The 13483-nt window shown below is 48.7% G+C and carries 9 protein-coding genes; 7 read left to right on the forward strand and 2 right to left on the reverse strand.

Annotation, left to right across the window (positions count from 1 at the left end; all coding sequences use genetic code 11):
• Positions 1–31: 31 nt before the first annotated feature.
• Entirely contained in the window at positions 32–2008 is a 1977-nt protein-coding gene (locus tag AC58QD_RS26595; RefSeq protein ID WP_497338065.1) for an NHL repeat-containing protein, read from the reverse strand.
• A gap of 217 nt (positions 2009–2225) precedes the next feature.
• Here AC58QD_RS26595 and AC58QD_RS26600 point away from each other — a divergent pair, with 217 nt between their 5' ends.
• The 3 genes from AC58QD_RS26600 (at position 2226) to AC58QD_RS26610 (ending at position 5996) form a co-directional block, all read left to right on the forward strand.
• Positions 2226–3845, forward strand: coding sequence for an RsmB/NOP family class I SAM-dependent RNA methyltransferase (locus AC58QD_RS26600; RefSeq protein WP_497338149.1), 1620 nt, complete (start codon positions 2226–2228; stop codon positions 3843–3845).
• Positions 3846–3933: 88 nt separating this feature from the next.
• The gene (locus tag AC58QD_RS26605) at positions 3934–4785 is read left to right on the forward strand and encodes a creatininase family protein (protein WP_497338066.1); all 852 of its coding nucleotides are present in this window, start codon (positions 3934–3936) and stop codon (positions 4783–4785) included.
• 5 nt (positions 4786–4790) lie between these two features.
• Positions 4791–5996, forward strand: a complete 1206-nt coding sequence (locus AC58QD_RS26610; RefSeq protein ID WP_497338067.1) for an acyltransferase domain-containing protein — start codon at positions 4791–4793, stop codon at positions 5994–5996.
• A gap of 55 nt (positions 5997–6051) precedes the next feature.
• Here AC58QD_RS26610 and AC58QD_RS26615 read toward each other — a convergent pair whose 3' ends face one another.
• On the reverse strand, positions 6052–8340 hold the full coding sequence (locus AC58QD_RS26615) for a helix-turn-helix transcriptional regulator (protein WP_497338068.1): 2289 nt from the start codon (positions 8338–8340) through the stop codon (positions 6052–6054).
• A 279-nt stretch (positions 8341–8619) separates the two neighbouring features.
• Between AC58QD_RS26615 and AC58QD_RS26620 the strand changes: the two genes are divergently transcribed.
• The 4 genes from AC58QD_RS26620 (at position 8620) to AC58QD_RS26635 (ending at position 13431) form a co-directional block, all read left to right on the forward strand.
• Positions 8620–9588 carry an ABC transporter permease gene (locus AC58QD_RS26620; protein WP_497338069.1) on the forward strand — a complete coding sequence of 323 codons (969 nt, stop codon included), beginning with the start codon at positions 8620–8622 and terminating at the stop codon, positions 9586–9588.
• 52 nt (positions 9589–9640) lie between these two features.
• Entirely contained in the window at positions 9641–10507 is an 867-nt protein-coding gene (locus tag AC58QD_RS26625; protein ID WP_497338070.1) for a carbohydrate ABC transporter permease, read from the forward strand.
• An 89-nt stretch (positions 10508–10596) separates the two neighbouring features.
• Positions 10597–12111: an extracellular solute-binding protein gene (locus tag AC58QD_RS26630; RefSeq protein ID WP_497338071.1), complete on the forward strand. Its 1515-nt coding sequence runs from the start codon at positions 10597–10599 to the stop codon at positions 12109–12111.
• 24 nt (positions 12112–12135) lie between these two features.
• Positions 12136–13431: a neutral/alkaline non-lysosomal ceramidase N-terminal domain-containing protein gene (locus tag AC58QD_RS26635; RefSeq protein WP_497338072.1), complete on the forward strand. Its 1296-nt coding sequence runs from the start codon at positions 12136–12138 to the stop codon at positions 13429–13431.
• Positions 13432–13483 lie beyond the last annotated feature (52 nt).

Here is a 13483-nt window from a genome sequence, read left to right on the forward strand (position 1 = left end):
ACGGTTTTAATTAACTCTACCTAAATTGGGGTTATAAAGGAAGAGCATCTTTCGGAAACTCACGGACAGCTATCGGCATTTTCATTAACTGAGAACCTTGCGCATAATAAATAGTGCCGTCCAGGCCGAGTGTCATCAAGTGTACAGGCTCACTTACCAATTTCCGATACTCGAGGGTAAGAGAGTCGAACACAATAAGCTGCCGGCCAAGTGTGGTATACAGATGATGATCCGCTCCCCAACGCATAAAAAACGGACGCCAAGAGCTGGCTTTCTCTCCTGAAGTTACTATCGTGCTCTTCACCACTGCCTTGGTAATCGGATCCATCGCGAATAAGGCAAAAGCGCTGCTCACCGACTCCGTCTCCCCCCACATAATACCCCATAGATTCCCATCAGGGCCTATGCTAAGCTCTCCAATCATCTTGGGCTTCAGGAATCCGGGAACAACAGGCTGCAGCTCTGAGAGTTTCATATCAGCCGCAACATCCCATTCGAACAGCCTCGCTTCCGTCTCTGACGGTTCAATGCCGAGTCCGCCCCAAATCGTAGATCCCCCATATAGCTTCCCATTATTATAGGCAAGTCCAATGATGCTCTGATTCGGAATAACATTCCTATGAACGGTCCACGTGTCTGCTTCTTCATCATAGATTGTTAATGCGCCGCCTAATTGACCGTAATCCGCAATGGTCCCTATGAACAGCTTGCCTTCTCCAGTGGTGAATGTGAACGGCCTGCTCTGCTCGTCATCTATGTCGTAAATTACCTTAGGATTCACACCTTGCTCTAACACTTGCTTAGGATCGTACTGGGCAATAACGGCTCCCCCATATAACCCCAAGTAAACTTTTCCATTCAAGAATCCGATTCCTTCTATCTGGTGAGGCTCTTTCTCTTGAACGGAGAACAATCCTCGTGTTGTGTCATAGACACTCATTGCCCCTTGATATCCGCCCATATACAGGTTGCCGTCAGGACCGGTTTCCAGTGACTGAATCTGGATCCCGCTCTTCATTACCTCTGGCTCAAGTTGAATAAAAGTCCGGTCAATCGGATCGTAAATGAGCTGCACAATTTCATTCGTAAGCATCACAAGCACGGCTCGGCCTGCATTCGGACCGTCCTTAGGCACCGTCCAATTGATAGCTTTCAACGATTGATTCGGAAGGATAAGATCAGGATCAGCTAGAGCAATTTCATCCTTTGACAAATCGTATGTCCATAGCCGGGATGTGTTTTTATTGCGGAAATAGAGCATGTTCGGATTATACGGTGACGGGGGGGAGATCATGCCATCGAACGTATTCGCCGATTGCCAGTCCATCTGATGGATAACCTCATAATTCGTCTCATTCAGAACGAGTAAGGAAGTGCCGTAAGCGACAAGCAATCTGCCCCCGTAAGACCAAACATTGGAGATTGAGCTGTCCTTACCTGTAATAGGAAGTTGAATCTCCAGCTTTTCCCCCGTAACTCTGTCATAGCGGAATAAGTAAGCTTTTGTTCCAATTCCCGCATAAAAATAACGATCGGTTACACCGGAGCCTCTGGCATAATCCTGCCCTTCTTTGACCGTGCCCATATCGGTAAACTGGGCGGATTGAATATCGTACACGAACACTTTGGAATTGGGATAAGTTGAACCATATATAAATCCGTCAGAAGAAGCATCCAAATCCCACACCCAGGGGTTAGAAGGGTTGTTTCCAAGATTGTCCAGCTTCTGCTCTTCCGGTATGTAACGATATAAGATCCCGGTCTGTGTCCCGCTCAAATAAACATTGCGATCCGATCCTATCGTAACGGCCCAGATCACATCGTGACCAGGCAACGCTTCGCGGAATTTCACTTGTCCCGTCCATGCATCGAGCACAAAGAAAGAAGCGGGAGAACCGCTAGCTCCTACATAAATCTCTCCATTCCCGATCGCAGCTCCCTGCGTTTTGGCTACCAAGGTTGCATCTCCAAGCGATATAGCTTTCTCGTATTTAAATGGTACTGTCATTTCAGCAGCCTCCCTCTATAGTATTGGTGCTTTATTATTTCAATTTAAGGATAAATGCTCCGAGTATAGTCATTATAATGGAGTTCATTTCCGATTGCACGACCAAGTTGGTGTTGCTCTGCTTCTCTCCCTTTTGCTCTGGTTTTCTTTGCTGTCACTTGAGGATGTGGATATAATAGAAGAAAAATGCAACGTCAAGAAAGGATCATCTGTTCCTATGTCAGACTCTATTCCATCAAATACTAGTCCAATCGGTCTTCCGTTCGCGTTCGTAACCCGTATGACAGAGCTGCTTGGCAGCGAAAGTGAAGCCTTCTTCCACAGCTACCAATCTCCACGGACACAAGGATTAAGGCTGAATCCTCTGAAAATATATGCCTCTCCAGACAAGCAGCAGCTTGACTTGGAGGAAATGACCCGCTTCTTCGGATTGGAGCCTATCCCTTGGTGCCCAACCGGCTATTATTATGCGGAGTCCGCTCGACCTGGCAAGCATGCCTACCATTCTGCAGGGGTGTACTATATTCAGGAGCCCTCTGCTATGTCAGCGGCCGAGATGCTTCGTCCATTACCAGGGGATATTGTGCTCGATCTGGCTGGTGCGCCTGGAGGAAAGTCTACGCAGATCGCTGGAATGATGAAGGGTGAAGGGCTGTTAATTGCGAATGAGATCCATGCAGCACGCGCCAAAATTCTTAGTGAAAATATAGAACGCTGCGGGGTTCGGAACGCAGTCGTCACAAGCGCGACACCTGATCAGTTGGCTGCGCGGTTCCCTGCTTTTTTCGATAAAATTATGCTTGATGCCCCGTGCTCTGGGGAAGGGATGTTCCGTAAAGATGCGGAAGCTCGGGAAGAATGGTCTCCTGAGCATGTGGCGATGTGTGCTGTGCGCCAGCTCGATATTCTGGATTCAGCCGCGCGAATGTTGAAGCCAGGAGGAGCACTGGCGTATTCTACATGCACGTTCAACCGCGAGGAAAATGAAGAAGTACTCGATGCCTTCACATCGAAGTACCCGGAATTTTCCGTCCAGCGGACGGAACGAATCTGGCCGCACCTTGAGCGCGGCGAAGGCCACTTCGTGGCACTGCTGCGCAAGGCGGGAACGTCAGCGGGAGCAGTGCGCGAGGAGGGCGAAGAGGGCAAAGTGGACGACGGAAGCGGCAGCCAGCAAGGAGTGCCCGGCGGGGAGACGGAGAGCCGTGAACAGCGCGGGCGCAGGGGCAGCGGAAGCGATGAGCGGTTAGACGACCGCGGCGCTCCGCTTGGTGCACAGGAAGCGGCATATGCTGCCGCTGTCAGTGCACCAAGCGGAGCTCGCAGTCGCGGCATCCGCGCACCCAAGCGCCGCGACGGGAACGCTCCAGCTGCAGCCGCTGCTGCGGCCGCTATGCGCGATGTGAGCGCGTTCCTCGCCGCCGTGCTGCCAAGCCTGGCGCTCGGCCCAGGCGAGCCGCTGCTCTTCGGCGAGCAGCTGTACTGGCTGCCGCACGCCGCAAATGCCCCGTTCCGCGCTGCCGCGCTCGACGGGCTCAAAGTGCTGCGGCCAGGTCTGCACCTGGCCGCCATCAAGAAGGGCCGGGTCGAACCGGCCCATGCGCTGGCGCTCGCGTGCGCGCCGCACGAAGTGCCCGCAAGCAGCGTCGCCAGCTTCGCTGCGGACCACCCCGCCGTCGCCAGCTACTTGCGGGGAGAAGCGATCGCGGCCACAGACAACTTGGCCGCGGGCTGGTGCATCGTCGCTGTAGACGGATTTCCCCTTGGTTGGGGAAAGGTCAGCGACGGCCTGATCAAGAACCACTATCCCAAAGGTCTCCGTTGGGTGGGCAAATAATAAATTTGTCCCAGCAGGGTTCATCCTTTTTTTGTGGAATGTAATTTAGGAAAACAAACCCGTTTTAGTTGTTGGAGGAGGATCACGCATGTTCTGGGAGCATCTAACTGCACCTGCATTCCGACGAGCCGTCCAGGAGGTCAAGGGAGTTTGTATTGTGCCTTTTGGCGTGCTTGAATCACATGGCCCGCATTTACCGCTCGCAACCGATATGATGTTGGCCAAATCGATTGCCGCTGAGGCTGCTAAGCTCGAGCGAGCTGTTATTTTCCCCGATTATTACATAGGACAGTTGGCGGGTGTGCAGCATATTCCAGGGAACCTGATTATTAGACCGGAGCTGTTGTTAGCCATGCTGGATGATGTTTGCCGCGAGATCGGCAGGAACGGGTTCCAGAAGATCCTCATCCTTAATGCACACGGGGGCAACCCCAATCTCATTCGATTTTTTATACAGAATACATTGCAGCAGCCCCGCGACTACATCGTATACTCCATGGAGGCTCAGTCGATGTTAAACCATGCCTTCAAACAAATGGCCGCCAGTCCTTTTGGCTCCGATCCGGAATTAACCGAAGAAGATCATACACTCATTGTGGATTTAGTGGAATCCGGATATGGCACGGACCATGCGGGATTCATTGAAACATCTGCGATACTTGCGATCAACCATGAACTTGTACATATGGAGCTCATTAATGATGAGGATTTCCGTGATCAAGGGAGGTTGTCCGATCTGGGGCGAGCAGGTGTTTTTACCGCGATGGGTTGGTACGGCAGTTATCCGAACAATTATGCCGGCAATCCGGAAGGCGCGAATGAACGAGTCGGTCATGCGATTCTCCGGCGTGTGGCCAAGCAAACAGCAGATGCAATCCTAATAATCAAAGAGGATGGAGACGCTCTTACCCTGCAGCGTCAATTCTACGAACAATGGTAAATCAAATGACACTCGAACAATTAACCGAAGCTCTCGCCATCCCGGATGCTCCTGAGTCCTGGAAACGCAATTGGGAGCATGCACAAGCCAGTTATCCGACGGATAGTATTCCTTTTCTGCAGTCTTCCTACTTGGAGTCTGTGTGTGCATACTTGAGTTTACCCGAGGATCAGTCCAAGGCTGTGCTTTCAGCTGTTTTACAGATCAGCAAAGATGAATATATAAGCCAGCTGGCCTGGCTATGGCATTATATTCTGTTCGTTGCACTCGATCAAACAAGGGATGGACTCCGGACATGGCCTGTTCCTTCTGCCAGCGGACCTTTACTTGCAGCCATTTTTCCTTTGATCATTCTATTGTCTGGAACTACTCGCCTTCGTAATTTATACGCAAGCCGCAGCATTCCTAATGATATCGCAGCAGACACCGTATGGGACGTCAGCAACACAGTAGGTTTGTATCAAGAGCGTAACGGGCTCATTGGACTGGATATGACCTATTTCGCTTGGCTGATGAGTCATTATTCGGGTCAGTTGTATAAGGTAGGACGGCTCCAATTCCGCCTACAAGCATTCGGTAATTATCTGAACGCCTATCGCAATGTTCAGACGGGACAACTTGCAGCTCTATCCGCACCAGGTATCCAATATAGGAATGACGGCCTTCTCGATGGGACAAACCAGATCTACGATCGTGAGAATAGCTGGACCTCTACATTCTGTGAATCGGATGAGGCTGTTCAAGGGAATCCGATCTCTTCAGATGGATATGCGTCCCAAGAGCTGCTCACCCTTAACACAAAGGAATGGCAGCTTGTACTTAAGCCTGGAGATACGCTTTTGGATGTGCACATTCCGGCTGCAGGCAAGCTGTCTCAAGAGCTATACAACGATTCTTACGAGCAAGCGATCTCTTTTTTCAGCACCTGCTTTCCGGAACAACCTATAAAAGGGTATGTCTGCTTCACTTGGTTGTTCGATCCGCAGCTTCGAACACTGTTAGGAGAATCCTCGAATATTGTTCGATTCCAGCAGGACTACCATCTGTTCCCTATAGGCGGCGGAGATGATGCTTTCTATCTATTCCTGTTCAAATGTGTCAAATGTGAGCCTCATCTGCTGCCGGAACGCACCTCTATGCAGCGGACGATCAAGGAGTTTATGCTCTCAGGAGGACGGATGCGTACATCCGGCGGATTCATCCTCCGATAGACTTTTGTACACAGACGGGCTAAAACAGCCCGTCTTTTATCTCTCTCCCAGCACCTCACTCCACCAGCTCCTTCTGCATCTCCAGCCTTCGGAACTCCCCCGGTGTTAGTCCGCTGATACGCTTGAACATGCGAATGAAAGAATTTACGTTATGATAGCCAATCCGCTTAGCAACGTCCTGGATGCGTACATCTCTTTTGCAGAGCATTTCCTTGGCGCGTACGATTCGCAGCTCGTTCAAGTAGTCCGTAAAGGTCATTCCCGTCTTCTCGCGAAAATATGTAGACAAATAGCTTCGCGACAGATTCAGCTTATCCGCCACCAGCTCAAGCGAAATATCGTCCTCGCCGTAATGCTCCTCCACGTAATCGAACACGAAGTCTCGAATAGGATCCTGCTCCGCTTTTTTCTCGCGAATGAATAACACCGCATCCCCGATCATTCGTCTGAACAAGGTCTCGAATTCCTCACGGCTCGCGCATTCCTGCACATTCTGAAACGGGTTATGCGTGCTAAGCAGCAGGGTAATATCGACATTATGTGACAATAGCGCCTTAATGACCTTCATCGTCACTTCCTTGCCGAACTGAGAGAACTGGTACACACTGGCCTGCCGCTCCTCCAATTGGACCAAGCTCCGGCTAACCAACTCCTCTGCCCTGCTTCCTTGCCCTTGCTGCAGACTTGCATACAGCTCCTGCTCCTGAGCTGTGAAGAACATGTATAGTTCCTCTTCCGTATGGTCTTCGGTAATGATCTGCGTTTCCTTGCCGAGCAGCCGGCGTTGGATCATCGCTTGTGTTTGTTCGTATGCCTTTGTTATATCGGCCTGATGCTGCAGGACCGGGCGAAATGCAATGGTGAGATAGCAGGTATCGCGGTCGCGATCGAATACCTCCTTCAGTTTGTATAACATTTGCAGGACAACGGTCGGGTTCTCAGCGGAGAATATAAGGGTGGAAATTCGATTCTTCTCCATCTGCACGGTAACCGCATCGTGGAACATCTCGCCTAGCTCAATGTGAATAAACTCCTTAATATAGTTGGCAGCCTTCGCTTGTTCATCTGACACGAGACTGCGGAACTGCTCCGTGAACACAAGTTGAAATACGATCAAGTAAAAAGGCTTGCTCGTCTCCATTAAATCATGAACATCATTCCACTGATAAGTATTGTTAATTTTGCTTATATACCCGTAGTTTTCTAATAATTTGTTTTTCCGGGTCAAATCCTTGTTCATCGCTTCATTCTCGTCGATCATATGAGCGAGATTCGTACTGATGAGATCGAACTCGCGTATTTTGCTGTGAACATTCCCCCTCTTCCCATTTTTTTGCACCATTTCAACCATTCTTTGAATCGGATTGTTGAATTTGATGCTAAGCAGGATGGAGATCAGAACGCTAAGGAGTACAGCCACCGCGAGCAGAGTTAACAGTAGGATGGTTAGTCTCTCTACTTGTACGGTGATGCTGGTCACGGGAATTACGTTCATATAAGATAGTCCGGATATTTCACCCTTGGCATAAAAGTAATAGCTGTCGTTGCGCTCGAAATATCCTTGTGTGTCTGAATAAGAGAATCGGTCCAAAGCATTTTGGGCTACGATGCCCGGATCCGTTTCCTTCTCACTATAAGCTCGATATATGGTTTGTTTGTTATCATCCATAATAAGAAAGCTGTCATTGCCTGAGTAATGGAAAGTCTGGAACATCGCTTCCGCATCTAGTAACGCCATAATGATGTATTGATTATTGAACCTGTTCTTCACTACAAAGGGGAACATTTTGCCAATTGGATTCAAGGTGCGGTCAATCTTCGTTTCCTTGAATTCAGCAGCAGGAAATACCCGATGAGGATACTCTTCAATAAATTGTTGTTTCCAGAATACCGAATTGTACTTATCACTGATGTAATGCTTGGAGAATAAGTCCGGTGCGTTATCCAAGCCGCCCATCTCGATCACAAGAGAGTGATTGCGGAAGAACACGAATAGATTGTTCAGATGTAACATTTCATTGGAAAGCAGCGAGTTGATTTCTGTTTTAACCGCATTCACCGCATTATAGTCCACTTGCTCTCCACTGTTCCCTAACAGCAGCAATCGATCACTGAAATAGAACCGAAGCATTACGCTTTCCACCAGACGGAATTGCTTCTCATAGCTATCTACTGTGTTTTTCAGATTAAGGGTGTTGTGGTCGATAATTTCTTTTTTAATATTTTCTTTGAAGAAGGTGAACGACAGGATGTTGAAGGAAACAAGCAGCAGGATGACAATGAGAAAACCGATGAGCAGCTTTACAAACAACGAATCACGGTGGACCGGAAACCGAAAAATCATGCATGTACCTCCTCAAAGTTTGAATATATCCATCCATACCAGCCCCAGTGTCTATGCGGTACGTCTATCTTTATCTACTTTAGGTTCGATTATATTCCGTATGTTCGATTTAATAAAAACGCTTACATGTGGACGCATTGAATATATACAGCTTTCCCTCTTGCCCGTACTATAGGGGTGAGCTCATTGTAACAACACATGTGTTTGCTTGGCAACGTAAATCGGCTAGTCGTCGTGAATGAAAGTATCCTGCAGTCGACTAGTAACGGAGGCGGATCAATGAAACTGACTAAGACTGCGCAAGCATTGCCACAGGTGCCGCCGCAATCAGTGGAGCCTAGACAAATCTCATTTCGAAGAAGGTTAAATGAAAGCAAGTACTTATTATTACTCGTTCTTCCCACTGTGTTGTATTTTGTTATTTTTCATTACGTCCCCATGTTCGGAATCGCGATTTCGTTTCAAAAGTACAACCTGTTCAAAGGAGTATGGGGCAGCGAGTGGGTCGGGTTTAAGTATTACACGATGTTTTTCCAGAACCCTGATTTCTTCAAGCTGCTGCGGAATACGTTCCTGCTTGGCTTTTACAGTCTTGTATTCGGCTTTCCAGCTCCCATCCTGCTTGCTCTCCTGCTGAATGAGCTAAGAAGTATGGTGTTCAAGCGTTTCGTTCAGTCTGTCAGTTATTTGCCCCACTTTATCTCAAACGTGGTTATTGTCAGTATGATTGTCGTATTTCTATCTCCGTCTGGAGGAATAGTCAATCGACTGATCGAGGGAATTGGGCTCGAGCAGGTCAATTGGCTGATGAGTCCAGAGTGGTTCCGCACAATCTTCGTCACATCCGGGATTTGGCAAGGTGTCGGGTGGTCCTCTATCATCTATTTGGCAGCGCTTACTGCCATTGACCCTCATCTTTACGAGGCTGCTGATATGGATGGGGCGGGAAGGTGGAGTAAGATTCGACATATCTCAATCCCCGGCATCATGCCTGCTATCGTCATTTTGTTCATTCTGAACATCGGACATGTGCTCGCGGTAGGCTTCGAGAAAGTGTTCCTGCTCTATAATCCCGCAACCTATGAGACCGCAGATATTATAAGTACCTATGTGTATCGGGTCGGACTTGTGGAAGGCAATTACAGCTATGCAACCGCTATAGGTCTATTCACCTCCCTGATTGATTTGGCCTTCCTGTTAAGCGCCAACTATCTTAGCCGAAAAGCCGGAGAAACGAGCCTATGGTAGCTGGACATCCAATATCAGTTATTCCCTCCGGAGTAACCGTCAGGAGGCATTCATGAAGAGAAGACTGCAATTATTTGACGTCATCAATGTCATTCTTATGCTTGGTCTTGTTGTGGTAATGGTTTACCCGTTCGTCTACATGGCTGCTGTGTCATTCAGTGACAATGTATCTGTGCTGAAGGGGGAAGTTTCGCTCTGGCCAAAAGGATTTAACCTCGCCAATTACGAAATTGTATTAAACGATCCGAGGATCTGGAGAAGCTACCTGAACACGATCATGTATACCGTGGTCGGAACGGCTGTCTCTCTCTCCTTGACGGCAATGGGAGCTTATGCGCTATCCAAGAAAAAAATGCTGTTCCACAAACAAATCACCTTGCTGGTCGTGGTCACGATGTTCTTCAGTGGAGGAATAATCCCGACCTTCCTGGTTGTAAAAGGCTTGGGACTCGTGGACACCTTCTGGGCTATGATTATTCCAGGGGCGATGAGCGCGTGGTATTTGATCCTGATGCGAACCTTCTTCAGCGGTCTTCCGAATGAGCTTGAGGAGGCCGGCAAGGTGGATGGGTTAAGCGACATCGGATTATTCCTCCGAATCGCCCTGCCCTTATCCAAGGCTTCTCTAGCCACTATAGGATTGTTCTATGCCGTTGGAATATGGAACAATTTCTACACCGCCCTTCTCTACTTGCGAAATCCGGACCTAGTTCCACTTCAGGTGATCTTACGCAATATTGTTCTAGCTGGACAGTTCAATCTCGATGGCGGCAACTCAATCGGCAAGGATCACCAGATTGTCGAGGAATCCTTGAAATATGCCACCATTCTTATCGGAACTTTGCCGATACTGCTCTCCTATCCATTCCTGCAAAAGTATTTTGTCAAAGGGGTTACACTTGGTTCTTTGAAAGGCTGACACAACCTGTCCAATTAAAAGGCTTGCTAAATTCGAATGATGAGGGGGAAAGGCGTAAAGGTCCTTGCACTAAAAGGACTTAAGCCGCAATGATGAAAAAAACAATCGTTATCCTGCTAAGCTTCATCCTTATGTTCACATTAGCCGCTTGCGGTGGGGACTCCAACGGTGATGGAAATACTCCACAGGGCACGCCAAAAAGCACGGAGAAGAAAACATTAACCATGCTCGTAGGGGCACAGGCCAACTGGTCTTATGCCAAGGATAAGCCGATATGGAAGGCGATCTCAGACAATACGAATTATATCATCGACGGTCAAGTGCCTCCGGGCGACAATTACAAAGAAGCAGTCAACCTGACGATCGCATCAGGAAATATGCCGGATATGCTGTACATGTCGGATTTTCCAACAGCTAATAAATATGGTCAACAGGGTGCTCTGGTCAACATCCTCGACCACTTGGATATAATGCCGAACTTCAAGAAGTGGTTGGCTGCATATCCCGAGCTGAAGGAGCGCTATCTGGCTGACGGAGGCAAGATGTTCATGTTTCCGAACCAAGGCTTCGGGGAAACGAATCGGATCACCTGGCTGTACCGCGACGATGTGTTCAAGAAGCATAATCTGAAGGCTCCTACTAACTACGACGAGCTCTATGAGGTGCTAAAGGCACTGAAGCAGCAATATCCTGATAGCTATCCGCTCGTCACAAGATTCGCATTCGGCACCCTTACCCGGATGGCGCCCAACTTCGAAACAGGGAATGGCCCGTATTACGATTTTGACAAGAAAGAATGGAGATACGGACCAACGGAAGACAATTTTAAGAAAATGGTTGTTTATATGAACAAGTTTTATAAAGAAGGGCTTATTCCGCCAGATTGGTTGTCCGTCAACACGAAGAAATTCGAGGATTTCATCTCTAATAACAAAACCTTCGTGCTGCTCGATTATATGGTTATGGACACCTATAATACACCGCTGCGTAAAGAGAACCCGCAATTCGATCTGCAGTTCATGGCGCCGCCAAGCGGATTCGCAGGTGCCAAGAAACAGAATCCGAACGAGAACGTCGTCGATTCAGGTATGACGGTCGCCTCCACTTCTAAGAATGTGAAGGACGTCATGAAGTATATGGATTTCTTTTATACCGAAGCTGGTCGGGAATTGTCCAGCTGGGGGATTGAAGGCGTCACCTATGAAGTGAAAGATGGAAAGAAGAAGTACCTGGATCAATTCAAGACTTTGTCTGAATTACGTGAGAAGCCAGGTCTGGTCAACTATGGAACTTATACCTGGATCGATTATAGTGCTCACTTGTCTATTGCATCACAAGCCACCCGAGATGCTTACAAGGAAGCAACCAAGTATGATCCGAAGCTCCAGCCGAAGCCGCCATTCACCGATAAAGAGCAGGACATTCTGAACACGATTGGCCAATCGATAACGAAGCATCGCGAAGAAACGATTACGAAATTCATCCTGGGTGACAAAAACATGAACGAATGGGATGCCTATGTAAGTGAAGTGAAAAAGCTCGGAGTCGATCAATTACTCGAAGCACATAAGAGCGCTTATGAGCGGGTGTTAAAAGCTAAATAAATCGAAATGCGGGAGGTTTTTCAGATGATTCATTGCGGTATGAGTGAGGTGATCATTACCCCGCCTCTAGGCTGTTCTATGCCCGGTTACTTCCATGATCGCCGATCAACCGGGATTCTGGATGAGCTTTATGCCAAAGCCGTTGTATGGGAGTCGAGTACAGATACGGTTGCCATCATTGCCCTGGATTGTATTGATCTGACCCGACCCATCGTAGAAGCCATACGCAGTCAAGTGCGGGCTGGTACCGGAATATCTGAATCGTGTGTGATGGTATCGGCCACTCATACGCATACAGGGCCTCCAGTTAAAACCACAACATTCCTGCAGGATGATCAAGCTTATCTGGACTGGATGATCGAGAGGGCTACAGAAGCAGCGATTACGGCTTATCACAGTCGCCAAGAGGCGATCATCGGGGTCGGTCTTGGTCAGGAAGACCGTATTGCCTTTAACCGCCGTTTCTTCATGCAAGATGGAACTGTACGTACGAATCCCGGAATTGGCAACCCGCATATTGTTCGTCCTACCGGCCCCATAGATCCGCAAGTGATCGTACTGCGTATTGATGATACGCAAGGACGGCCTATCGGTGTCATTACGAACTATGCCACCCATACGGATGTGGTTGGCGGTACTGAGTATAGCGGAGATTATCCAGGTGAGCTCTCTGTTGCGATCAAGGAAGCGTTGGGTAGTCAGACGGTAAGCATGTTCTTAATGGGCGCTAGCGGGAATATTAACCACTACAATGTTGTGAGCGGTAAGGCAAGCGATTATGCCAAGCCCTCGGATTATTACCGCCGCATGGGTCGAATTCTCGCAGCCGAAGTACTAAGAGTGAGAGACGCTGTGAATACCGACAATGGGCAGAAGCTATCTCTGCACACGCGCCGAGGCACAGTGACAATACCGTATCGCAAGCCTAGCGAAGAGGATATTCGCGCTGCCGAGCATACATTGCGAACTGAAGCTCCAGAGCATGTAGAGTGCGCATTTGCCGCTGAATTGTTGCGTGCGAATGAGAGACAGGAGCCTTCCGTTGATGCAGAGATCCAAGCCATATTGTTGGGCGACCTCGCCATTATCGGACTGCCGGGAGAATTGTTCGTAGAGTTCGGGCTAGAGCTGAAGGAGAAGTCTCCTTTCCCGATCACCTTGGTAAGCGAGCTGAGTAACGGCTCGGTCAGTGCTTATTTATGCACCAAGGAATCGTATGCACAAGGCGGATACGAGCCCCGTATCACAGATAACAATCGCCTTGCAATCGATGCTGGCGAGCTGCTGACGGAACATACTCTGAAGCTGTTGAACCGCTAGATTTCATTATTGCATTCCTATACGAAGATGGCGGATCAGAACCTGTTCAAGT

The organism is Paenibacillus sp. J2R1T-4 (genome assembly GCF_059692235.1).